Source organism: Micromonospora haikouensis (assembly GCF_000876225.1).
GTDB classification, from domain to species: domain Bacteria; phylum Actinomycetota; class Actinomycetes; order Mycobacteriales; family Micromonosporaceae; genus Micromonospora; species Micromonospora haikouensis.
This window is the reverse complement of sequence record NZ_JXSX01000001.1, coordinates 1,672,407-1,694,647: the sequence shown is the minus strand read 5'-3', so window position 1 is coordinate 1,694,647 and position 22,241 is coordinate 1,672,407. Positions and strand designations below refer to the sequence as shown.

Below are 22,241 nucleotides of genomic sequence, written 5' to 3'. Positions count from 1 at the left end.
CCCTCCCGACAGCCCGCACCCGAAAGCCCGAAAGGACAGCAGAATGCACTCTCCGAACCAGCAGCCGGACCCGGGCGCGGCGGCAGCCGTCCGGGCGGCCGACCGGGCCCACGTCTTCCACTCCTGGTCGGCGCAGGCGCACATCGACCCCCTGCCGGTGGCCGGCGGGGAGGGCGTGCACTTCTGGGACTACGACGGCAACCGCTACCTGGACTTCTCGTCGCAGTTCGTCAACCTCAACATCGGCCACGCCCACCCCCGGGTGGTCGAGGCGATCCAGCGGCAGGCCGCCCGGCTGTGCACCATCGCCCCGCACTTCGCCAACGACCAGCGCTCCGAGGCGGCCCGGCTGATCGCCGAGCACGCGCCGGGCGACCTGAACCGGGTGTTCTTCACCAACGGCGGCACGGAGTCCAACGAGCACGCGGTGCGGATGGCCCGGCTGGTGACCGGTCGCCCCAAGGTGCTCAGCGCCTACCGGTCGTACCACGGGGCCACGCACACGGCGATGCACCTGACCGGCGACCCGCGCCGGTGGCCCACCGACACCGGCACGGCCGGGGTGGTCCGCTTCTTCGGGCCGTACCCGTACCGGTCGGCGTTCCACGCCGAGACCGCCGAGCAGGAGTGCGCGCGGGCGCTGGAGCACCTGGAGCAGGTCATCCAGTTCGAGGGGCCGACGACCATCGCCGCCGTGCTGATCGAGACCATCGTCGGCACCAACGGCATCCTGGTGCCCCCGGACGGCTACCTGCCCGGCGTCCGGGCCATCTGCGACCGGTACGGCATCCTGTTGATCACCGACGAGGTGATGACCGGCTTCGGCCGGACCGGGGCGTGGTTCGGGGTGGACAACTGGGGCGTCGTGCCCGACCTGATCACCTTCGCCAAGGGCGTCAACTCCGGGTACGTCCCGCTCGGCGGCGTGATCATCTCCGACCGGGTCGCCGCGGAGTTCGCCGACCGCCCGTACCCCGGCGGCCTGACCTACTCCGGTCACCCGCTGGCCTGCGCCGCCGCCGTGGCGACGATCCGGGCCATGGAGGACGAGGGGATCGTCGAGCACGCCGCCTGGCTCGGCGAGCACGTCCTGGGCCCCCGGCTGCGCAAGATGGCCGAGTCGCACCCGAGCGTCGGCGAGGTGCGGGGGCTCGGCGCGTTCTGGGCGGTGGAGCTGGTCCGCGACCGGCGGACGCGGGAGATGCTGGTGCCGTTCGCCCCCACCCCGGCCCAGGCCGCGCCAATGAACGAGCTGGCGGCGGCCTGCCGCCGGCGGGGCCTGTGGCCGTTCACCCACTTCAACCGGGTGCACGTGGTGCCGCCCTGCGTCATCTCCGAACAGGACGCCCAGCGGGGGCTGGACATCCTCGACGAGGCGCTGGAGGTCGCCGACCACTACGTCGATGCCTGACCGGCAGGCCCCCACCCCCACCCACCCCCACCCCACCCTCATCGGCACGGTGATCAAGAGGTTTGCGTCATCGTCGAGATCAACTTTGACGCATTTCTCTTGATCACCGAGCCGAGGGTGGGGGTGGGGTGGGGACGGAAATGCCCCGCCCGGAATCGGGCGGGGCATTTCTCGTGTTGAAAGACCACCGGGTCGCACGTTACGTGCGGTCGGTGGAGCCGAGGGGACTCGAACCCCTGACCCCCACACTGCCAGTGTGGTGCGCTACCAGCTGCGCCACGGCCCCTTGCTGTTCGCCCCCGGTCTCCCGGGCACGGAGAGAACTATACACACGCCCGCCCGCATGGTCATCTCGCGGGGCCCCTCCCCCGCGCGCGTCAGTTGAGCGCCACGTCGGGCGGGAAGTGGGCGACGGCGGCCATCATTCCGCCCTGCCGGCGCAGCACCATCGGCCACAGGTCGTCGGGGCGGTCGACGAACGCGTCGCCGGGCAGCGCGTCCAGGACGAACCAGGACCCGTCCTCGATCTCCTGCTCCAACTGGCCCGCGCCCCAGCCCGAGTAGCCGGCGAAGACCCGGATGCCGCCGATGCTCTCCCGCATCCGCTCCGGGTCCACGGAGAGGTCGATCGTGCCCACCGCGCCGGAGACCTGGTGGAAGCCCCGCAGCCGCTTGACGGGGTTGCGCATCCGGGCCAGGCAGATGGCCGAGTCGGGTTGGACGGGACCGCCCTCGAACAGCACCGCCGGCTCCCGCGCCAGGTCGCTCCAGTCGCCGAGGACGTCGGCGACCGGCACCTCCGTGGCCCGGTTGAGCACCACGCCGAGCGCGCCGCCCGGCTCGTGGGCCACGAGCAGCACCACCGTGCGGTCGAAGTTCGGGTCCTTGAGCGTGGGGGTCGCGACCAGCAGCCGTCCGGTCATCGAGTCCATCGCCCGCCCGCCGATCGCCTGGTCCTCTCCCTGCATGTCGGACATCCGTCAGCCGCGCGCCGGGACGCGGAGAAGGCACCCCGGGACGACGACGCCGCCGGGCCGGGCGGAACCGACGTCGTGGCCGGCATGGGGGGTGGCCTGCCCGACCCGGTCGGCACGGGACGCCGGGCTCATCCGTGCTGTCAACGCCATGCCTGGCACCATAGCCTGCGCCCGGGGCGCTGGCTAAGGTCTGACCGGTGGGTGATCGAGTGGGATCGAAGGGGGCGACGATGGGTCCGACGGCGGACATCGCGGTCATCGGCGGTTCGGGGCTCTACGCCCTGCTGGAGGGCGCGACCGAGCACCGGGTCCAGACGCCGTACGGCGAGCCCTCGGACCCGGTCACGATCGCCGAGGTGGGCGACCGGCGGGTGGCGTTCCTGCCCCGGCACGGGCGCGACCACCGGCACCCGCCGCACCTGATCCCGTACCGGGCGAACCTGTGGGCGTTGCGGGCGCTCGGGGTGCGGCAGGTCCTCGCCCCGTGCGCGGTCGGCGGGCTCCGCCCCGAGCTGGGGCCGGGCACGTTCGTGGTGCCGGACCAGTTGATCGACCGCACCAGCGGGCGGGTGCAGAGCTACTACGACCGGGGCGCGGTGCACGTGGCCTTCGGCGACCCGTACTGCCCGGTGGGGCGCCGGACGCTGCTGGACGCGGCGGCGGGCCGCGGCGTGCCGGCCGTCGACGGCGGGACGATGGTGGTCGTGGAGGGGCCGCGCTTCTCCACCCGGGCGGAGTCGCGCTGGTTCACCGCGATCGGCGGGGCGGTGGTCAACATGACCGGGCACCCGGAGGCGGTGCTCGCCCGCGAGCTGGCCCTCTGCTACACCCCGATCGCGCTGGTCACCGACCTCGACGCGGGGGTGGAGGCGGGCGAGTCGGTCACCCAGGAGGAGGTCTTCCGGGTCTTCGCCGAGAACACCGACCGGCTGCGCGGGGTGCTGCTGGACGCCGTCGCCGCCCTGCCGGCCGGGCGGGACTGCCCGTGCGGGCGGGCGCTGGACGGGATCAAGCTGCCCTTCGCCCTCCCGTGAGCCCGGCCGGGCTCGCGGGAGGGCGAATCGCCTGGTAGGTGGGGCTTTTCCCGATAGATTCGGCGGGTGGCAACGGTCCGCGAGACGACGTACGAGCTGCTGCGGGCGCTGGGCATGACCACCGTGTTCGGCAACCCCGGCTCGACGGAGGAGCCCTTCCTCCAGGACTTCCCCGCCGACTTCCGGTACGTCCACGCCCTGCACGAGGCGTCCGCCGTCGCCATGGCCGACGGGTACGCCCAGGCCACCGGCCGCCCCGCCCACGTCAACCTGCACACCGCGCCGGGCACCGGCAACGGCATGGGCAACCTCGTCACCGCCTGGCACAACAAGACGCCGCTGATCGTCTCGGCCGGTCAGCAGAGCCGGGAGATGCTGCTGCTGGAGCCCCGGCTGGCCAGCCCCCGGGCGGCCGAGCTGACCCAGCCGTACGTCAAGTGGAGCCACGAGCCGGCCCGCGCGCAGGACATCCCGGCGGCGTTCATGCGGGCGTACGCCACGGCGGTGCAGCCGCCCGCCGGCCCGGTCTTCCTCTCCCTGCCGCTGGACGACTGGGCCCGGCCGGCGGACGGGCCGCCCGAGGTGCGCACCGTGGCCACCCGGTACGCCCCCGACCCGGCCCGGCTGCGGGAGTTCGCCGCCCAGGTGGCCGCCAGCCGCAGCCCCGCGCTGGTGCTCGGCGGGGCGGTCGACCGGGCCGGGGCGTGGCCGGCGGCGGTGGCGCTGGCCGAGCGGCTGGCCGCCCCGGTCTGGGCCGCGCCCGCCCCCGAGCGGACCCCGTTCCCCGAGGACCACCCGCACTACCGGGGCGTGCTGCCGTACGCGATCGGGCCCCTGGCCGAAGCGCTGGCCGGCCACGACACGGTGCTGGTGGTCGGCGCGCCCGTGTTCCGCTACTACCCGCACGTGCCGGGCGACTACCTGCCCGCCGGCACCCGCCTGCTGCACGTCACCGACGACCCCGACGAGACGGCCCGCGCCCCGGTCGGCGACGGCCTGCTCGCCGACCCGGGCCTGGCCCTGGCCGCCCTGGTCGAGCTGCTCCCGGCGGCCGACCGACCGCCCCCGCCGCCCCGGCCGGACCCGGGGCCGCCCGACCCGGGCCCACCGGTGAGCCCCGACGCGCTGTTCGCCGCCCTGGCCCGGCACTGGCCGCCCGACGGGGTGCTCGTGCAGGAGTCACCGTCCAACCTGGCCGCGCTGCGCCGTCGGCTGAGGATCACCCGCCCCGGGTCGTACTTCACGATGGCCAGCGGCGGCCTCGGGTTCGGGCTGCCGGCGGCGGTCGGGATCGCGCTCGCCGAGCGGGACACCGGGCGGGGCCGGCCGGTGGTCGCGGTGATCGGCGACGGGTCGTTCCACTATTCCGTGCAGGCGCTGTGGACGGCCGCGCGGCTGCGCCTGCCGCTGGCCGTCGTGGTCCCGGTCAACCAGCAGTACGCGATCCTCAAGGCGTTCGCCGAGCTGAAGCACACCCCCGGGGTGCCCGGCCTGGACCTGCCCGGCCTCGACGTCGTCGCCGTGGCCCGGGGGTACGGCTGCGCCGCCACGGTCGTCGAGGAGCTGGACGGGCTGGGCGACGCGTTGGGCGCGGCCCTGGCGGCGGACCGGCCCACCGTGCTGCCGGTGCCGATCAGCACCGAGGTCCCGAAGCTGCTCTGAGCGCCCTCGGGGCCGCGCTGCACCTCGGGGCCGCCCGCATCCTCGGGCCCGCGCTCAGGGGCGCAGGACCAGCGGCGCGCCGGTGACCACGTCGAGCACCGGCCGGTTGCCCAGCGGGGCCTTCAGGGTGGCGGTGACCGGCTCCAGCTTGAGCAGGTCGACGCACATGCCGGTGCCGCGGACGACCCCGCCGCCGACCACCACCACGTCGTCGCGTTCCTGCACGAGCGGGGTGATCCCGGTGTCGCAGGCGCCCACGCCGACCCGCCAGGTCAGCTTCGCCCCGTCGACGGACCGCAGGTCCTGCGCGCTGACCACCCCTTCGGGTGCCCGGCCCGTCGGCGCGACCGGATCGGGCGGGGCGGCGGGCTCGGCGACGGCGAGCCGGGCCACCTTCGTGGTCAACTCGTCGACGGTGAACAGCCACGCCGGCACCTGCGCCTCGCCCCGGCTCGTGCGCACCGGCGCGGTGCCGAGCGTCACGGCGGTGACGGTGAGCGGCACGCAGGCCGACGACGGCGCGCTGCTGACCGGGTCGTTCGGGCCGACGCTGTGGCCGTACGGCCCCTCCCCGACGGTCGGACCGTCGGGTCCCGGCTCCACGACCGGGCCGGAGCCGGGCTTCGCCGGCCGGCCGGGGCCCCTCGGCCGCCCCTCGCACGGCGGCGGGTCCCCCTGGTCGAGCTGCCGGTACGCCTCGGCGGCGCTGAGCAGCCTCACGGTGAGCGTCCCGTCGGGGAAGCGGATCGCGCCGTCGGCCGGCCGGGTGGTGGGCACCTCGATCTGCTCGCGGTACCAGCCGTTGCGGAACGCCTGCTCGGTGTCGGCGCTGAACCCGGGGTCGCCGAGCAGCACGGTGGGCTCCTGCAGCGGCAGGTAGCCGCCGGTCCAGGCAGCACCCGGCCGCCACGCCCCGGCGACCTCGTCGGCCCGCTGCCCGAACTCCGCGAAGCGCTGGTCGGCGCTGCCGGCGGGGCCGCCGCCGGTGGACGGCTCGGAACCGGCCGGCGCGCAGCCGGCCGCGACGACCAACAGGGGCAGCCCCACCAGGGCGAGAACACGACGCATACCGCTACGACGCGCCCGCCCGGGCTGCGGTTCCCCGTGATACGACGATGCGCCCCGGCCGGGTGGCCGGGGCGCATCGCCAGGTGGTGGAGGTGCCGGGAATCGAACCCGGGTCCTTCGCCGGTTTGTCAGGGCTTCTCCGAGCGCAGCTCGCTATGCCTCTACTCGGCCCCACCGCTCACGCGAGCAAGTTGGTGTGACGGGCCCAGTCGCTGATTGATCTCGCCGCACGGACCCCGCGACCGGGTCCGGTTGGCCAGCCTTCTAGCTGATGCCGGCTAACTGGGTCGAAGGCGCTCCCAGGCCGACAGACTTAGCTACTCGCCTCAGGCGGCGAGAGCGAAGTCAGCGCGATTGTTCTTGGCGCTTATTGGTTTCCGACGACCGATTCTCGAGACGACGTCGGCTTCCTCGGCTCGCTTCCCCTGCCGCAACGTACGAAGTCGAAACCAGTCACCCCCTCGACGGGCCGCCGGTGTGGCGGCACCACCAAGACTAACGCCTGCCGCAACGGGATTCATCCCCGAGCCCCGCCCCGGCGCGCCGAGACGGACAAACGGGACGTGTCAGTCGCCCATGCCCTTGCCGCGCCGGCCCGCGGCCCGGGCGATCTCCCGTTCCGCGTCCCGCTTGGCCAGGTCCTGGCGCTTGTCGTACGACTTCTTGCCCTTGGCCAGGGCGATCTCCACCTTGGCCCAGCCGTCGGAGAAGTAGACCTGCAACGGGACCATGGTGAGGCCGCCCTCGCGGGTCTTGCCGATCAGGCGGTCGATCTCCAGCCGCTTGAGCAGCAGCTTCCGGGTGCGCCGGGGCTCGTGGTTGGTCCAGGTGCCCTGCGTGTACTCCGGGATGTGCATGCCGTGCAGGAACAGCTCGCCGTTGCGCTCCTGGGCGAACGCGTCGACCAGCGACGCCCGCCCCGCCCGCAGCGACTTCACCTCGGTGCCGGTCAGCGACATGCCCGCCTCGTACGTGTCGAGGATGGCGTAGTCGTGCCGCGCCTTCTTGTTGGAGGCGACGACCTTGCGCCCCTTCTCCCGTGGCATCGGTGCCCCTCCCCTCGTGCGATACCCGCCCCGGCCCGGACGGCGGGCCGGAAGCGGAGATCATGCTACCCGAACGACAAGGGCCCCCCGGCGCGGATTATTCCGCGCCGGGGGGCCCTCGGCTGTCGCCGGCAGACCCGGTAGGCGACTAGACGCGCAGGTAGAACCGGAGGGTAACCCAGCCGGTGACGGCGCTGACCAGCGCGCCGACGCCCGCCATGATCGGGAACATCAGGAAGATGTCGCTCCAGGTCACCGGGGAGAACAGGCCCTGCAGCGCGCTCAGGGAGCCGTCGAACAGGAAGAACTTCAAGGCGATCAACGCGCCCAGGCCGAGGAACGAGCCGATCAGACCGGCGACCACGGCCTCCAGGACGAACGGCGCCTGGATGAACCAGTTGGACGCGCCGACCAGCTTCATGACCGCCACCTCGCGCCGCTTGCTGTACGCGGCCACCTGGATGGTGTTGGCGACCAGCAGCAGGGCGGCGATGGCCATCGCGATCGCCCCGGCCAGGGCGATGTTCTGGCCGGCGGTGAAGAGGTCGAAGATCTTGTCCAGCAACCGGCTCTGGTCGACGATCTCGTCGACGCCCTCGGTGTCCTTGTACTGGTCGTAGATGCTCTTGTACTGCTCGGGGTTGACCAGCGTGAGCCGGAACGACTCCGGCAGCTGGTCCGGCTTCACGGCGGTGACCAGGTCCGGCGCGTCCTGGTACATCTCCTGGAAGCGCTTGTACGCCTCGTCCTTGTTGACGTAGAGGACCTCCTTCACCAGGGAGTCACTCTTGAGCTTCGTCTCCAGGTCGGTGCGCTGCTGGTCGGTGACGTCGCTCTTCAGGAAGATCGAGACCTGGATGTTCTTGTAGTACAGGTCCTTCATGTCGTCGACCTTGCTGTACACCAGGCCACTGACACCGAGCATGGTCAACGACACGGCCAACGTGATGATCATCGCGATGGTCATGGTGACGTTGCGCCACAGTCCGACCAGTACCTCGGACAGGACGTATTTCACGCGCATCGGGAATTCCTCCGGGTCTCCGGCGTGAGGTGTTCGTCGTCAGGCTGCACAGGGGTGGAGCGCCGGCTCACCCGTAGACGCCGCGGGCCTGGTCACGCACGATGCGGCCGCTCTCGATCTCGACGACCCGGCGGCGCATCTGGTTCACGATGTTCGAGTCGTGCGTGACCATCACGACCGTCGTACCGGTGCGGTTGATCCGGTCCAGCAGGCGCATGATCTCGATGGACGTGTCCGGGTCGAGGTTTCCGGTCGGCTCGTCCGCGAGCAGGATCAGCGGGCGGTTCACGAACGCCCGCGCCACGGCCACCCGCTGCTGCTCACCACCGGAGAGCTCGTGCGGGTAGCGGTGCTCCTTGCCACCGAGCCCGACCAGCTCCAGCACCTCGGGCACGACCCGGCGGGCGACCGCCTTGGTCTTGCCGATCACCTCAAGGGCGAACGCCACGTTCTCGTACGCGGTGCGGTTCGGCAGCAGCCGGAAGTCCTGGAAGACACAGCCGATGGAACGCCGGAAGTGGGGGCGCTTCCACGACCGCATCGAGGTCACGTCCTTGCTGTTCACGATGACGCGCCCCTTGTTCGGGGTCACCTCGTGCAGCAGCAGCTTGATGATGGTGGACTTGCCGGAGCCGGATGGGCCGATGAAGAAGACGAACTCGCCCTTCTCGATCGAGACGGACACGTTGTCGAGCGAAGGCCGGGACGCCTTCGGGTACGTCTTCGTCACTTGCTCAAGCTGAATCACGGGTGGTGAGTCTACGCGGTGTAATCGATGAGCCAAGCCCCGCGCCCCCGTGATGCGGGGCGCGTCGTCAAAACGCCCGGTTAGCAGGAGATCGACGACGCGCTCCGCCCACGGGTGATCACGCAGCGTCGCTGGAGAGCTGACGCTGCTTGCGCCAGCGGATGCCGGCCTCGATGAAGCTGTCCAGCTCACCGTCGAAGACCGCGCTCGGATTGCCCGTCTCCTGCTCGGTTCTGAGATCCTTCACCATCTGATACGGGTGCAGCACGTACGACCGCATCTGGTCGCCCCACGAGCCGGCGGCGTCGGTCTTCAGGCCGTCCAGCTTGGCCTGCTCCTCCTGCCGCTTGCGCTCCAGCAGCCGGGCCTGGAGCACCCGCAGCGCGGACGCCTTGTTCTGCAGCTGGGACTTCTCGTTCTGGCAGGTGACCACGATGCCGGTCGGGATGTGGGTGAGCCGCACGGCCGAGTCGGTGGTGTTGACGCTCTGCCCGCCCGGGCCGGAGGAGCGGTAGACGTCGACCCGCACCTCGTTCTCGGGGATGTCGATGTGGTCGGTCTGCTCGGTGACCGGCAGGACCTCCACGCCGGCGAAGCTGGTCTGCCGGCGGCCCTGGTTGTCGAACGGACTGATCCGCACGAGGCGGTGGGTGCCCGACTCCACGCTGAGGGTGCCGTAGGCGTACGGGACCTTGACCGCGAACGTCGCGGACTTCAGGCCCGCCTCCTCGGCGTACGAGGTCTCGTAGACCTCGGTCGGGTAGCCGTGCCGCTCGGCCCAGCGCAGGTACATCCGCAGCAGCATCTCCGCGAAGTCGGCCGCGTCCACGCCGCCCGCGCCGGCCCGGATCGCCACCAGCGCCTCCCGCGAGTCGTACTCGCCGGAGAGCAGGGTGCGGACCTCCATGTCCTGGATGCTCTTGGTGAGCGCCCCGATCTCGGTTTCCACCTCGGCGAGCACGCCGGGGTCGTCCTCGGCCTCGGCCAGCTCCAGCAGCACCCGGGCGTCGTCGAGCCGGGAGCGCAGGCTGCCCAGCTTGTTGATCTCGCCGTTGACGTAGGACAGCTGGGAGGTCACCTGCTGTGCCTTGGCCTGGTCGTCCCACAGGTCCGGCGCGGAGGCCTGCTCCTCGAGCCTGGCCTTGTCCTCGTGCAGCCGGTCGATGTTGAGCACGGCCTCGATGTTGCGCAGGGTGGCGTCGAGTTCCTTGAGCTGTTCGGCGTAATCGGCAGCGGTCACGACTGACAAGCGTACTGCGGTGGCCCCGGGTGGGCTTGCCAGCCCCGCGGTCACGAGCCAAAACTCTCCCCGGTGCGGGCGGGGAGCAGCCTGGAGACCGACCGCGCGGCCCGGTGGCGGGGTGGCGGGCCGCGCGGTCGACGCCGTCAGCCGACCGGGGCGGTCTTCAGCCAGGACAGGGCGGCCTTGTGGTAGGCGACGGCGAACTCCAGCGCGCTGGCGTCGAAGTTGTCGCCCTCCTTCTTGGCGTTCTTCACCTGTTCCCGCACCCGGGCGAGGGCCTCGGTGTGATATTCGTTGGCAGAGGCCTGCAGATTGCGCAGCTGGTTGGCCGAGTGCAGGCTGCCGAAGGCGATCCGCAGGGCGATCGGGTTGCGGATGGTGTCCCGCCCCGGGTCCTCGGCCAGCCACCGGGAGAACATCCGCTTCCCGGCCGCCGTGATCGCGTACGGCTGGCTGGAGCGGGGGCCGGGCTTGCCCAGCCGCACCAGACCACGCTCGGCCAGCACCGGTAGCTCCCGGTAGACCTGGCTGCGGGTCATCGACCAGTACGGGGCGAGCTTGCGCTCGGCGGCGGCCATCAGCTGACCGCCTGTCATGGGACCCTCGTGGAGCAGCCCGAGGAGGGCCGCCGCCGTGGGGTTCACTCCGGAATCCGCCATGCCCATTACGCTGCCACTTTGCCGACCCGGCGTCCAGGATTTGCCACTTTCGCCACCCGGACGGCTTCCAATGTGCACTGTCGGCCGGCGACAGTCCGTTAAGGGACGGTGACCTGACGCGCGCCGGGGCGGTCGGGAAGGCCCCCCGTACGACGGAAGGCGTCGACAGGGGGCCCTTCCTCACGCTCAGCCCATGTGGGGGTAGGTGTGGTCCGTCGGGGGGACGAAGGTCTCCTTGATCGTCCGGGGGGACATCCAGCGCACCAGGTTGTGCCAGGAGCCGGCCTTGTCGTTGGTGCCGCTGGCGCGGGCGCCGCCGAAGGGCTGCTGCCCGACCACCGCGCCGGTCGGCTTGTCGTTGATGTAGAAGTTGCCGGCCGCGTACCGCATCTTCTCGGCCACCGCGTCGACCACCCGGCGGTCGGTGGCGAAGATCGACCCGGTCAGCGCGTACGGGGCGATCGACTCGGCCTGCGCCACCACGTCGTCGAAGCGGGCGTCGTCGAAGACGTGCACGCCGAGGATCGGCCCGAAGTATTCGGTGGTGAACGTCTCGTGCGCGGCGTCGGAGCACTCGAACAGGGTGGGCCGGACGAACCACCCGACCGAGTCGTCGGCGGTGCCGCCGGCCAGCACGGTGCAGGAGGGGTCGCCGGAGATCAGCTCCAGCGCGGCGGTGTGCCGGTCGAACGCCCTCGCGTCGATCACCGCCCCGCCGAAGTTGGTGAAGTCGGTGACGTCGCCGTAGGTCAGCGAGTCGGCGGTGGCGGCCAGCCGGTCCCGCAGCCCGCCCTCCCACAGCGACCGGGGCACGTACGCTCGCGACGCGGCCGAGCACTTCTGGCCCTGGTACTCGTACGCGCCCCGGATCAGCGCGGTGTGCAGCGCGTCGACGTCGGCGCTGGCGTGCGCCACCACGAAGTCCTTGCCGCCGGTCTCGCCGACCAGGCGGGGGTAGCCCCGGTAGCGGTGGATGTTCTCGCCGACGGTGCGCCACAGGTGCTGGAAGACCTTCGTGGAGCCGGTGAAGTGGATGCCGGCCAGGTCCGGGTCGGCGAGCACCACGTCGGAGACCTCCTCGCCCCGCCCGGTGACCATGTTGATCACGCCGGGCGGCAGGCCGGCCGCCTCGAACAGCCGCATGGTGAAGTGCGCGGCGAACTGCTGGGTCGGGCCCGGCTTCCAGACCACCGTGTTGCCGAGCAGGGCCGGCGCGGAGGGCAGGTTGCCGGCGATGGCGGTGAAGTTGAACGGGGTGACCGCGTAGACGAAGCCCTCCAGGGGACGGTGGTCGAACCGGTTCCACACCCCCGGCGAGGACAGCGGCTGCTCCTCCAGCAGGCCCCGGGCGAAGAACACGTTGAACCGGAGGAAGTCGATCAGCTCGCACGCCGAGTCGATCTCGGCCTGGACGGCGGTCTTCGACTGGCCGAGCATCGTGGCCGCGTTGAGGGTGTCCCGCCAGGGGCCGGCGAGCAGCTCGGCGGCCCGCAGGAAAATCGCCGCGCGCTCGGCGAACGGCAGCGCCCGCCACATCGGGGCGGCGGCCTTCGCGGCGGCGACGGCGGCGCGGGCGTCGTCGTGGGTGGCGTGGCCGGTGACGCCGAGCACGTGCGCGTGCCGGTGCGGCTGGACGACGTCGATCGGGTCGCCGCCGGCCATCCGCTGCTCGCCGGCGATGGTCATCGGCAGGTCGATCCGCTCGGCGGCCAGCTCGGCCAGCCTCCGCTGGAGCCGTTCCCGGTCGACGCCGCCCGGCTCGTAGGTGCGGACCGGCTCGTTGTGCGGCTCGGGTACGGAGAACACGGCGTCCATCAGCGCTCCTGGCGATCTCGACAGCGGTGGCGAAACCGGACCCGCGGGCGGCCGGCCGGGTGACCGGACGCCGGGCACCGCGCGGTGTACCGGTCGCGGCGGCGGGACCTGCGCCGATTCTTCCACGGGCCGGCCCGTCCCCCGCCCCGGCGGCCCGCCGCCCCGCCCGGCCCCGGGAGCGTCAGCCGCCAGCCCTCTGCGCCAGCATGGCCCCGGCCCGGCGGCGGGCCCGGCGCGTACCCTGGATGGCCGGTGACCAGCCCGCCGCGTCCCGGCAGCGCCGGCGCGGGCCCGGGCGCCCGTCGAAGGGGAGACGATGAGCAACCAGCCCGGCAGCTCCACGGCCGAGGAGCCGGACCAGCCGGTGGAGACCGACCCGGCCGCCGAGCGGGAGCCGGCGGCCGAGCCTCTCCAGGCCACCGGGGGCCCGATCGCCCGCGCCCCCGGGGCGGCCGTGCTCGCGCTGCTGGCGGTCGGCTGGCTGGCGGCGATGCTCTGGTCGACCCGGGCGGCGATCACCTCCGCCCAGGCGGGCGTCACCGCGATCAGCCTCTCCGCGTTCGCGCTGCCCGGGGTGATCTCGGCCGCGCTGGTGGCCGGCGCGGCGGTCGCCCTGGCGGTGACGAACCTGCTGGCCCGGCGCGGCGTGGACCGGGCCACCCTGCGGTTCGTCGTCGCCACGGGCGCCGGCCTGCTCGTCGGGCTCGCCGCCGCCGTGGTGATCAACCTGACCTACTTCGACAACGCGACCACCAACGTCATCGCGGGCACCGCCGCGGCGGCGGCGACCATCGGCGGCGCGGTGGCCGGCGCCGGCAACGCCCGGGTGGCCGGGGCGGTGGTCGCCGCCGCGCTCGGGGCGCTGGTGTTCGTGGTGGCGTTCAGCCGGGCCCGGGATCCCCTGTTCGACCTGTTCGGGGCGGGCGACACCCAGGAGTCCCTGGTCACCGCCGCCAAGTGGGTGTCGCGGACGGAGTCGCTGCTCGCCGGCCTGCTGGCGGGGCTGCTCGCCTTCGCGTACCTGACCTGGGCCCGGCGCCGCGCCCGGCGGCGCGACCCGGCGGCGGGCGACGTCCGCTGGCCCGGCTACCTGCTGGCCGGGGCCGGTCCCGGCCTGCTCCTGCTGCTCGCCGAGGTCGTCATCCGGATCGGCGGGCGGTCCCTGCTCGACCTGGCCGGCGCGCTGAGCGAGGCGGACTCCGTCGCGCAGACCTCGCTGGGCACCTCCCGGATCGACAACGGCATCTGGGTGCTCTTCGTCGGCGCGCTCACCGCGCTGATCGCCTTCGGCCGCACCCTCGGCCCGACGCCCGACGACGAGGCCGCCGGGGAGGACGACGAGGCGGAGGCCGTGGAGGCGAGCGCCGACCGCTGAGGGGTGCGCCGGGCGGCAGCGGACCGCCGGGGCGGTCGGGCGCGACGCGGGTCAGGAAGCGGCGCGGAGGAGTTGCTCCAGCTCGGTGACGTCGTACCACTCCAGCTCGTGGTCCTCCGCGCCGTCGACGGTGAACTGGGCGTCCGGGTCGCCGGCCAGGGCCTCGGCGGCCACGGTGGCGGCGGCCGACACGTCGGCGACCGCGTCGTCGCCGTCCACGTGCAGGGCGGCGACGGCCGACACCGGCACCGGGCGCACCAGCCGGACGGCGCTGGAGCCGAGCACGTCGTCGGTGCGGCGCAGCGCCGCCGCCGGCACGTCGACCGAGATCACCACCCGGCGGCGGGGCGCGGCCGGGTCGTCGCGCAGCAGGAGCAGGGCGTCCTGGGCGGCGCGGGTGAAGGCGACGTACTCCAGCTCCTCCTCGTCGCCCTCGGCGTACCACTCGCGCAGGGCCGGGGTGACGGCGTGGGCGTCCGTCTCGGGCAGCCCCTGCTCGGGCAGGCGGGCGAGCATGGGCACGATCGCCGGCACGTACACCCGGACAAGCTCGTCGTTCACCGGTGGTCTCCCTCCGCCTCCGGGCCGACGTGCGTGGGCCCGGGCGCCGATCATGCCGTACGCCGTGACCGTCATACACCGCGCACCCGGCCGGCGGGAAGCTGCCGCGCGGGCCGTCCGGGTGGCGCGTCGGCCGGCGCGGGGCGGCGTTGTCGGCAGTGGGTGGCAAACTGAAGCAAACGATCCCAACCCCGGGAGATTCCGTGGAGCCGAGGTTCCTGCTGCTCTCCGACGTGGCCGCCGAGCTCAACGTGTCGGACTCGCAGGTCTACCACATGGTGCGCAGCGGCGAGCTGCCCGCGATCAAGATCGGTGGCCGGGGGCAGTGGCGCGTCGAGCGGGCCCGGCTGGAGGAGTACATCCAGCGAAAGTACGCCGAGACCGCCGAGTGGGTCCGGGGCAACCCGCTGACCGACCGCGACCCGGAGTAGCCTCCCCCGCACCCCGCGCCATTGACCGGGGCCGCTGCGTGGCCGAGAATCGATGCTGTCGAAGGCAAACGAAGGCAAACGCAAACATCGGGGGTTGCGATGATCGAGTCCCGCCGGCCCGGTCCCGTCCGTCCCCCGGTGCGGGTGCGCCCCGCGCCGCCGCTCGACCCGCCCTTCCTGGAGGAGCCGGCCGAGGGCTTCCCCCGCCCGGTCGCCGCCCAGCTGGCCCTCGACCTGTTCGAGGCGCACCGGCTCGCCCCGCGCCGGCCCACCGGCCGGCCGTACGACCCGCGCCCCACCCCCGGCGGCCCCGGCCGGGCCACCCCGACCGCCCCGCCGCCGTCCGCGCTGGTGACCGCCACCCCGGAGGCCACCCGGGCCGCCCAGCGGTTCGTCGCCACCTGCCTGGAGATCGTCAACGGCTACCGGCCGCCCGGGCAGATCCGCCCGCTGACCGAGCCTGGCCGGGCGGCCGACGTGGCGCAGGAACTGGCCACGGCAGCCGCACACACCGGCCCGGTGCGCCGCCGCTCGACCCGACCCACCGTGCGGCTGCGCCGGCTGCGGGTCTGCGAACCCCGCCCGGCGGCCGTGGAGGCCGCCGCCGTCCTGACCGCCGCCACCGGCCGCACCTGGGCGATGGCGCTGCGCCTGGAGCACCGCCGGGGGCGCTGGCTGTGCACCGCCCTCCAGGTCCTCTGAAGTCAGCGCCGGTGCTTTCGCTCCCCGCCGGGGTGAAGCCCCATGATCGTCTGCGGTTCCTGGCGAACTCGTCCGGCGTGTCGTCTCACAACCAGCAGGCGATCACGCTGGGCGGCGGAGCCCGCCGACGCGGACGGGCCCCGGCGTTCTCGCCGGGGCCCGTCGGTGTCGCGGTGGGTCAGTTGCCGCCGTTGGCCGCGCCGTGGCAGCGCTTGTACTTACGGCCGGAGCCGCACGGGCAGGGCGCGTTGCGGGACGTGTTGCCGGACGAGTCCGCCTGCCCAGAGGCCGTGCGGCGGGTCGAGCTGGCCGCCGTCGCCTGCCCGCTGCCACCGAACGCTGCCGGGGCGCGCTGGGGCTCCGGGGCCGGCGGCGGGACCGGCCGGGCCGGGCGCTCCGCGCGGGGCTTACGCACCGGCGGGGCCTGCTCCTCCGGCCGCTCCACGGCGACCGCGCCGGCACCCGCCTCGCCGTCGATGGTCGGCGCGGAGTATTGCAGACCCTGCTGCTGGGGAGCGCGGCCCAGGCCCTTGGCCTTGATCTCCACCGGCTTCTCCAGCAGCTGCACCTCCTCGGCCTCGGGCTCGGCCTCCTGGACCTGCACCTCCAGGTTGTAGAGGAAGCCGACCGTCTCCTCCTTGATGCCGTCCATCATGGTGGCGAACATGTCGAAGCCCTCGCGCTGGTATTCCACCACCGGGTCGCGCTGGGCGTACGCCCGCAGGCTGATGCCCTCCTGGAGGTAGTCCATCTCGTAGAGGTGCTCGCGCCACTTGCGGTCGATGACCTGGAGCAGCACCATCCGCTCCAGCTCACGGGTGCCGTCGGTGCCGAGCTGCTCCTCGCGCCGGTCGTACGCGGCGTGCGCGTCGTCCTTGAGGCGGGCGAGCAGGAAGTCCTGGTCCATGCCGGCCCGGGAGCCGAGCTCCTCCTCCAGCTCGTCCAGGGTCACGCCCACCGGGTAGAGCTGCTTGAGGCTGGCCCAGAGCTGCTCCAGGTCCCAGTCCTCGGCGTACCCGTCGCTGGTGGCCCCCACGACGTACGCGCCGACGACGTCGTCGATCATGTTGCGCACCTGGTCGGAGAGGTCCTCGCCGTTGAGCACCCGCAGGCGCTCGGCGTAGATGACCTGGCGCTGCTTGTTGAGCACCTCGTCGTACTTGAGGACGTTCTTGCGGATCTCGGCGTTCTGGCCCTCGATCTGGGCCTGCGCGCTCTTGATCTGGCGGGTGACCATCTTCGACTCGATGGGCACGTCCTCCGGGATGTTGAAGCGGTCCATCACCGCCTCGACCGCGCCGGCCCGGAACCGCTTCATCAGCTCGTCCTGCAGGGACAGGTAGAAGCGGGACTCGCCCGGGTCACCCTGCCGGCCGGCCCGGCCACGCAGCTGGTTGTCGATGCGCCGGGACTCGTGCCGCTCCGTGCCCAGCACGTAGAGCCCGCCGGCGGCGGCGACCTCCTCCGCCTCGGCGTCGCAGGCCTGCTTCCACTTGGGCAGGACCTCCTCCATCGCCTTGGCATACTCCTCCTCGTTCTCCGCCGGGTCGAGGCCGCGCTGGCGCAGCTCGTTGGCGGCGAGGAACTCGGCGTTGCCGCCGAGCAGGATGTCGGTGCCCCGGCCGGCCATGTTGGTGGCCACCGTGACCGCGCCCTTGCGCCCGGCCTGGGCGACGATCTCGGCCTCGCGGGCGTGGAACTTGGCGTTCAGCACGGAGTGCGGGATGCCCCGGCGGCGCAGCAGCTGCGAGATGATCTCCGAGTTCTCCACCGAGACGGTGCCCACCAGCACCGGCTGGCCGGCCTGGTGCCGCTCGGCGATGTCCTCCACGACGGCGTTGAACTTGGCCTTCTCCGTCTTGTAGATGACGTCGGCCCGGTCCTGCCGGACCATCGGCCGGTGGGTCGGGATGGTCACCACGCCGACCTTGTAGACCTTGTTGAACTCGCCCGCCTCGGTCTGCGCCGTGCCGGTCATGCCGGAGAGCTTCTCGTAGAGGCGGAAGTAGTTCTGGAGGGTGATCGTGGCCAGGGTCTGGTTCTCCTGCTTGATCTCCACCCCCTCCTTGGCCTCGATCGCCTGGTGCATGCCCTCGTTGTAGCGGCGGCCGTGCAGGATGCGGCCGGTGAACTCGTCGACGATCAGGACCTCGCCGTCGCTGACGATGTAGTCCTTGTCGCGCTTGTAGAGCTCCTTGGCCTTGATCGCGTTGTTGAGGTAACCCACGAGGGGGGTGTTCACCGACTCGTAGAGGTTGTCGATGCCGAGGCGGTCCTCCACCTTGGCCACGCCGCGCTCGGTCACCGCGATGGTGCGCTTGGCGTAGTCGACCTCGTAGTCGCCCTCGCCGTCCTTGCCGGGCTGGAGGCGGGCCACCACGCCGGCGAACTCGCCGTACCAACGGGCGGAGTGCTCGGCCGGGCCGGAGATGATCAGCGGCGTGCGGGCCTCGTCGATCAGGATCGAGTCGACCTCGTCAACCACGGCGAAGTTGTGGCCGCGCTGGACCAGCTCGTCCTTCGACCAGGCCATGTTGTCGCGCAGGTAGTCGAAGCCGAACTCGTTGTTGGTGCCGTAGGTGATGTCGCACTCGTACGCCGCGCGGTGCTCGCTCGCCGGCCGGTTGGGCAGCACCACGCCGACGGTCAGGCCCAGGAACTCGTGCACCCGGCCCATCCAGGCGGCGTCGCGCTGGGCCAGGTAGTCGTTGACCGTGACCACGTGCACGCCCTTGCCGGACAGCGCGTTGAGGTAGACCGCCATGACCGAGGTCAGGGTCTTGCCCTCGCCGGTCTTCATCTCGGCGATGTTGCCGAAGTGCAGCGCCGCGCCGCCCATCACCTGCACGTCGTACGGCCGCTGGCCGAGCACCCGGGCGGCCGCCTCGCGCACCGTGGCGAACGCCTCCGGCAGCAGGTCGTCGAGGGTCTCACCGTCGGCGAGCCGCTCCCGGTACTGGTCCGTGAGACCCCGCAGCTCGTCGTCGGTGAGGTTGACGTAGTCGTCCTCGATCGAGTTGACGGCGGCGGCGATGGCCTTCAGCCGGCGCACCATGCGGCCCTCGCCCGCGCGTAGGACCTTTTCCAGAATCGACACGGATCAACGCTCCCCTAGACAGTCTCGACCCATCGTAGGCGCTTCGTCGGCCCGATGGTCACTGGTGGCGGCGGTCTGATCGGCGAGAAACCGACATAACACTCCGACCGCCGGCCGGGCGGCGGGATATCCGGTTACGCCCAGCGCGAAAGATCCGGCACGATGGCTCGGGTGGAACCCGTGGAGCTCACCGAGGACGGCCTGCTGCTGAGACCCTGGCGGGCGGCCGATGCGGACGCCGTGCACCGGGCCTGCCAGGATCCGGACATCCAGCGCTGGACCACCGTACCGCGACCGTACCTGCCGGAACACGCCCGCGCCTTCGTCGGCGAGATCAGCGCCGGGGACTGGCGGGCCGGGACCCGCGCGCCGTTCGCCGTCTGCGACGCCGCCACCGGCGAGCTGCTCGCCTCGTGCGGGCTGGTCTCGGTGGACCGGACGACGGACACCGGCGAGGTCGGCTACTGGGTCGCGCCGTGGGCCCGGGGCCTGGGCGTCGCCACCCGGGCCACCCGGGCCCTCGCCCGCTGGGCGTTCGACGCGCTGGGGCTGCGCCGGCTGATCTGGCAGGCCGAGATCGGCAACCACGCCTCCCGGCTGGCCGCGCTGCGCGCCGGCTTCCGGGTCTCCGGCGAACTGCGGCTGGCCGACCCGTCGCCGGGCGGGCGGCCGGAGGGCTGGGTCGGCTCCCTGTTCCCCGAGGACCTGCCCGCACCGGGCAGCGCGGGCCCCGCCGGGCCGGACTCCCTCGACGCCCGCCGGGCCGGCGTCTTCGGCCGGGCGCAGCCCACCCTGTTCGCCACCGTCGCCGGGCGGGAGCTGCGGCTGCGGCCGATCGAGGAGGGCGACCTCGACGCGATCACCGAGACCTGCCGGGACCCGCACACGGTCGAGTGGACCACAGTGCCGGCCCCGTACGAGCGGGCGGACGCCGAAGGGTTCAGGCGCGACGTCGCCGACGCGGCCTGGGCGCGCGGCACCGGCGCGTACTTCACCGTCGCCGACGACGAAGACCGGTACGTCGCCTCGGTCGACCTGCGGATCGCCGCCGCCGACCCGGTGCAGGGCATGGTCGGCTTCATGACCGCGCCGCACGCCCGGGGCCGGGGGTACATGCCGGCCGCCACCGCCGCCCTGGCCGCCTGGGGCTTCACCACCCTCGGCCTGGCCCGCGTCGAGTGGCGCGCGCTCGTCGGCAACACCGCCTCCCGCCGGGTCGCCGAGAAGGCGGGGTTCACCATGGAGGGCACCGCCCGGGGCTTCCTGCCCACCCGCGCCGGCACCCGGGCCGACGCCTGGGTCGCGTCGCTGCTGCCCGGGGACCTGGCCGCGACCACGCCCAGGCCGACCGGGAGCGGGGCATGAGCGCGCCCCGCCTGCCCGACACCATCGAGGGCGACGGGGTGCGGCTGCGGCCGTACCGCGTCGAGGACGTGCCGGACGTCGCGGCGGCCTGCGCCGACCCGCTCACCCAGCGGTTCATCTCCGGCATGCCCAGCCCGTACACGGAGGCCGACGCCCGGTGGTGGGTGACCGAGGGCGCCCCGGCGGCCCGGGCTGCCGGCGGGGCCTCGTACGCGATCGCGGACCCGGCCACCGACCGGCTGCTCGGCGGCGCGGGCCTGGGCAACCTGGTGCCGGTGCGGGGGCAGGCGGAGCTGGGTTACTGGGTCGCGCCGTGGGCGCGGGGTCGCGGCGTGGCCACGGCCGCGACCCGGGCGCTCGCGGCGGCGGCCTTCGCGCACGGCACGGCCCGCATGGAGCTGCTCACCCACCCGGAGAACACGGCCAGCCAGCGGGTCGCGCTCGCCGCCGGGTTCCGGCACGAGGGGGTACGCCGGGCGGCGAACCTGGCGCGCGGCGGCGGCCGGCAGGATCTGGTCTGCTGGGTACGCCTTGTCGACGACCCGCCCGGCCCGGTGCCCCGGCTCCTGCCCGACCTGCCCGGCGGCCGGCTCACCGACGGCGTGGTGACCGTGCGCCCGGTCGGGCCCGACGACGCGGAGGCGCTGTTCGCGCTGCACAGCCTGCCCGAGGTCGTCGCGAACCGGGTGCCGCCGCGCGCCCCGACGCCCGCCGAGGTCGAGCGGCGCTGCCGGCTGGCCGGCACCCGCTGGCTGGCCGGGGAGGCGGCCGACCTGGCCATCGTGGACGCGCACACCGGCGAGCTGGCCGGCGGGTGCATGCTCTACCACGACGAGCAGGCGACCGGGCAGGCGATGGTCGGCTTCAGCCTGCTGCCCGCGGGGCGGGGGCGGGGGCTGGCCACCCGGGCGGTGCGCCTGGTCACGGGGTGGGCGTTCGACGGGGTGGGGCTGGCCCGGGTCTGGGCGGGCACCCGCCCGGAGAACGCGGCCTCGCAGCGGGTCCTGGAGCGGGCCGGCTTCACCCGGGAGGGCCTCCTGCGCGGCCGGCTGCCCGGCCCCGACGGCACCCGCGTCGACTCGGTCCAATACGCCCGGCTCGCCACGGATCCGCCCGGCTGACCGGAGCCGCCCCGCCGACCCCGTGCAGGGGTCGGCAGGGCGGCCGTCGGGTCAGGTGTCGAGGGAGATGATGCCGTAGTCGTAGGCGTGTCGCCGGTAGACGACGCTGGGGCGGCCGGACTCCTTGTCGTGGAACAGGTAGAAGTCGTGCCCGACCAGTTCCATCTGGAACAGCGCGTCGTCGACCGTCATCGGCTCGGCGGGGTGGACCTTCGCCCGGGCGATGTGCCACGGCTGGTCGTCGGGTTCCTCCTCGAACCGCTCGGCGACGGCCGTGGCCGTGCCGGCGCCGTCGAGGGCCGCGACGGGCGCCCCGAGGCCGGCGACCGGCAGGTCGGCCGTGGCCGCCGCCACGGAGATCGGCGCGTGCCGCCCCCGGTGGACCCGGCGGCGGTCCGCCGCGCGGCGCAGCCGGTTGTCCAGCTTGGCGATCGCGGCGTCGAGCGCGCTGTAGAAATCGTCGGTGCAGGCCTCGGCCCGAATCACCGGACCACGGGAAACGCACGTTATCTCGACCCGCTGGCAATGGTCGGACTGGCGCGGATTGCGCTCGTGGAACAACTCGACATCGACGCGAATAAGCTTGTGATCGTAACGTTCGATCTTTGCGAGCTTCTCGGCTACGTGCACCCGGTAATGATCCGGGACCTCGACGTTGCGGCCCTTGACCACGATGTCCACGTGACCTCCCTTGTTCGGACGGTCTTCGATCCGGAAATCCCGGTCGGCTCGCCTTCTGGGAGACCCCACGCTCGGCGTCGACCGGGTCAGTGCGGCTACGCCTCCTCTCACCGCCGGGGGCGGGTGGGAATGCCTTCCTACCCCCGACACGAAAACGCTAACCCCTGTTCGCCCGGCAGTCACCCCCCAACGCGCAAAGCCTCAGAATTTTCACAGCTGAC

General features: G+C 73.0%; 19 protein-coding genes, 1 tRNA gene and 1 other RNA gene. 8 read left to right on the top strand and 13 right to left on the bottom strand.

The features are described from left to right. Positions 1-43 precede the first annotated feature (43 nt). Complete coding sequence (locus TK50_RS07580; protein ID WP_043962084.1) at positions 44-1,411, top strand: aspartate aminotransferase family protein; 1,368 nt, start codon at positions 44-46, stop codon at positions 1,409-1,411. Between the two features lie 213 nt (positions 1,412-1,624). Here TK50_RS07580 and TK50_RS07575 read toward each other — a convergent pair. Together TK50_RS07575 and TK50_RS07570 are read right to left on the bottom strand one after the other, a co-directional pair. Further along, positions 1,625-1,697 (bottom strand) — tRNA-Ala (locus TK50_RS07575). A 91-nt stretch (positions 1,698-1,788) separates the two neighbouring features. After that, positions 1,789-2,379: a YqgE/AlgH family protein gene (locus TK50_RS07570; protein ID WP_043964045.1), complete on the bottom strand. Its 591-nt coding sequence runs from the start codon at positions 2,377-2,379 to the stop codon at positions 1,789-1,791. Positions 2,380-2,618: 239 nt separating this feature from the next. Between TK50_RS07570 and TK50_RS07565 the strand changes: the two genes are divergently transcribed. Together TK50_RS07565 and mdlC are read left to right on the top strand one after the other, a co-directional pair. Continuing rightward, complete coding sequence (locus tag TK50_RS07565; protein ID WP_043962083.1) at positions 2,619-3,422, top strand: S-methyl-5'-thioadenosine phosphorylase; 804 nt, start codon at positions 2,619-2,621, stop codon at positions 3,420-3,422. Positions 3,423-3,488: 66 nt separating this feature from the next. Then, positions 3,489-5,084, top strand: a complete 1,596-nt coding sequence (gene mdlC, locus TK50_RS07560; RefSeq protein WP_043962082.1) for a benzoylformate decarboxylase — start codon at positions 3,489-3,491, stop codon at positions 5,082-5,084. 54 nt (positions 5,085-5,138) lie between these two features. Here the strand turns inward: mdlC and TK50_RS07555 are convergent, their stop codons facing one another. The 8 genes from TK50_RS07555 to pruA all read right to left on the bottom strand — a co-directional run bounded on the left by TK50_RS07555 (position 5,139) and on the right by pruA (position 12,687). Further along, the gene (locus TK50_RS07555; protein ID WP_043962081.1) at positions 5,139-6,152 is read right to left on the bottom strand and encodes a hypothetical protein; all 1,014 of its coding nucleotides are present in this window, start codon (positions 6,150-6,152) and stop codon (positions 5,139-5,141) included. An 84-nt stretch (positions 6,153-6,236) separates the two neighbouring features. Beyond that, positions 6,237-6,613, bottom strand: a transfer-messenger RNA (tmRNA) gene (ssrA, locus tag TK50_RS32500). A gap of 105 nt (positions 6,614-6,718) precedes the next feature. Further along, entirely contained in the window at positions 6,719-7,198 is a 480-nt protein-coding gene (gene smpB, locus TK50_RS07550; RefSeq protein ID WP_043962080.1) for an SsrA-binding protein SmpB, read from the bottom strand. Between the two features lie 148 nt (positions 7,199-7,346). Continuing rightward, positions 7,347-8,222, bottom strand: coding sequence for a permease-like cell division protein FtsX (ftsX, locus tag TK50_RS07545; protein WP_043962079.1), 876 nt, complete (start codon positions 8,220-8,222; stop codon positions 7,347-7,349). A gap of 67 nt (positions 8,223-8,289) precedes the next feature. Next, complete coding sequence (gene ftsE / locus TK50_RS07540; RefSeq protein WP_043962078.1) at positions 8,290-8,970, bottom strand: cell division ATP-binding protein FtsE; 681 nt, start codon at positions 8,968-8,970, stop codon at positions 8,290-8,292. Between the two features lie 118 nt (positions 8,971-9,088). Then, on the bottom strand, positions 9,089-10,210 hold the full coding sequence (gene prfB / locus TK50_RS07535; protein WP_043962077.1) for a peptide chain release factor 2: 1,122 nt from the start codon (positions 10,208-10,210) through the stop codon (positions 9,089-9,091). Between the two features lie 146 nt (positions 10,211-10,356). Continuing rightward, positions 10,357-10,872, bottom strand: coding sequence for a PadR family transcriptional regulator (locus TK50_RS07530; protein ID WP_043964044.1), 516 nt, complete (start codon positions 10,870-10,872; stop codon positions 10,357-10,359). Positions 10,873-11,058: 186 nt separating this feature from the next. Beyond that, positions 11,059-12,687, bottom strand: a complete 1,629-nt coding sequence (gene pruA, locus TK50_RS07525; protein ID WP_043962076.1) for an L-glutamate gamma-semialdehyde dehydrogenase — start codon at positions 12,685-12,687, stop codon at positions 11,059-11,061. Between the two features lie 316 nt (positions 12,688-13,003). Here pruA and TK50_RS07520 point away from each other — a divergent pair, with 316 nt between their 5' ends. Further along, a complete protein-coding gene (locus TK50_RS07520; protein ID WP_043962075.1) occupies positions 13,004-14,062 on the top strand; it encodes a hypothetical protein in 1,059 nt (352 codons plus the stop codon). A 51-nt stretch (positions 14,063-14,113) separates the two neighbouring features. Here the strand turns inward: TK50_RS07520 and TK50_RS07515 are convergent, their stop codons facing one another. Beyond that, positions 14,114-14,623 (bottom strand): DUF6912 family protein, encoded by a 510-nt coding sequence (locus tag TK50_RS07515; protein ID WP_043962074.1) that lies wholly within the window; start codon positions 14,621-14,623, stop codon positions 14,114-14,116. 203 nt (positions 14,624-14,826) lie between these two features. Here TK50_RS07515 and TK50_RS07510 point away from each other — a divergent pair, with 203 nt between their 5' ends. Further along, positions 14,827-15,054 carry a helix-turn-helix domain-containing protein gene (locus TK50_RS07510; protein WP_007074927.1) on the top strand — a complete coding sequence of 76 codons (228 nt, stop codon included), beginning with the start codon at positions 14,827-14,829 and terminating at the stop codon, positions 15,052-15,054. Positions 15,055-15,153: 99 nt separating this feature from the next. Then, the gene (locus TK50_RS07505; RefSeq protein ID WP_043962073.1) at positions 15,154-15,756 is read left to right on the top strand and encodes an Rv3235 family protein; all 603 of its coding nucleotides are present in this window, start codon (positions 15,154-15,156) and stop codon (positions 15,754-15,756) included. A gap of 178 nt (positions 15,757-15,934) precedes the next feature. Here TK50_RS07505 and secA read toward each other — a convergent pair whose 3' ends face one another. Further along, positions 15,935-18,853, bottom strand: coding sequence for a preprotein translocase subunit SecA (secA, locus tag TK50_RS07500; RefSeq protein ID WP_043962072.1), 2,919 nt, complete (start codon positions 18,851-18,853; stop codon positions 15,935-15,937). A 162-nt stretch (positions 18,854-19,015) separates the two neighbouring features. Between secA and TK50_RS07495 the strand changes: the two genes are divergently transcribed. Together TK50_RS07495 and TK50_RS07490 are read left to right on the top strand one after the other, a co-directional pair. Continuing rightward, positions 19,016-20,218, top strand: a complete 1,203-nt coding sequence (locus TK50_RS07495; RefSeq protein ID WP_199485976.1) for a GNAT family N-acetyltransferase — start codon at positions 19,016-19,018, stop codon at positions 20,216-20,218. Beyond that, complete coding sequence (locus TK50_RS07490) at positions 20,215-21,339, top strand: GNAT family N-acetyltransferase (RefSeq protein WP_043962070.1); 1,125 nt, start codon at positions 20,215-20,217, stop codon at positions 21,337-21,339. Before TK50_RS07495 ends, TK50_RS07490 begins: the two co-directional genes overlap by 4 nt. A gap of 51 nt (positions 21,340-21,390) precedes the next feature. Here the strand turns inward: TK50_RS07490 and hpf are convergent, their stop codons facing one another. Beyond that, positions 21,391-22,020 carry a ribosome hibernation-promoting factor, HPF/YfiA family gene (gene hpf, locus TK50_RS07485; protein WP_043962069.1) on the bottom strand — a complete coding sequence of 210 codons (630 nt, stop codon included), beginning with the start codon at positions 22,018-22,020 and terminating at the stop codon, positions 21,391-21,393. Positions 22,021-22,241 lie beyond the last annotated feature (221 nt).

What these genes read in the sequence shown, in the direction of transcription:
- smpB (WP_043962080.1), bottom strand. Translation starts at nt 7,198, where the DNA reads ATGCCACGGGAGAAGGGGCGCAAGGTCGTCGCCTCCAACAAGAAGGCG.
- TK50_RS07530 (WP_043964044.1), bottom strand. Translation starts at nt 10,872, where the DNA reads ATGGCGGATTCCGGAGTGAACCCCACGGCGGCGGCCCTCCTCGGGCTG.
- TK50_RS07565 (WP_043962083.1), top strand. Translation starts at nt 2,619, where the DNA reads ATGGGTCCGACGGCGGACATCGCGGTCATCGGCGGTTCGGGGCTCTAC.
- ftsX (WP_043962079.1), bottom strand. Translation starts at nt 8,222, where the DNA reads ATGCGCGTGAAATACGTCCTGTCCGAGGTACTGGTCGGACTGTGGCGC.
- TK50_RS07555 (WP_043962081.1), bottom strand. Translation starts at nt 6,152, where the DNA reads ATGCGTCGTGTTCTCGCCCTGGTGGGGCTGCCCCTGTTGGTCGTCGCG.
- TK50_RS07490 (WP_043962070.1), top strand. Translation starts at nt 20,215, where the DNA reads ATGAGCGCGCCCCGCCTGCCCGACACCATCGAGGGCGACGGGGTGCGG.
- pruA (WP_043962076.1), bottom strand. Translation starts at nt 12,687, where the DNA reads ATGGACGCCGTGTTCTCCGTACCCGAGCCGCACAACGAGCCGGTCCGC.
- TK50_RS07505 (WP_043962073.1), top strand. Translation starts at nt 15,154, where the DNA reads ATGATCGAGTCCCGCCGGCCCGGTCCCGTCCGTCCCCCGGTGCGGGTG.
- TK50_RS07570 (WP_043964045.1), bottom strand. Translation starts at nt 2,379, where the DNA reads ATGCAGGGAGAGGACCAGGCGATCGGCGGGCGGGCGATGGACTCGATG.
- TK50_RS07580 (WP_043962084.1), top strand. Translation starts at nt 44, where the DNA reads ATGCACTCTCCGAACCAGCAGCCGGACCCGGGCGCGGCGGCAGCCGTC.
- TK50_RS07495 (WP_199485976.1), top strand. Translation starts at nt 19,016, where the DNA reads ATGGCTCGGGTGGAACCCGTGGAGCTCACCGAGGACGGCCTGCTGCTG.
- TK50_RS07520 (WP_043962075.1), top strand. Translation starts at nt 13,004, where the DNA reads ATGAGCAACCAGCCCGGCAGCTCCACGGCCGAGGAGCCGGACCAGCCG.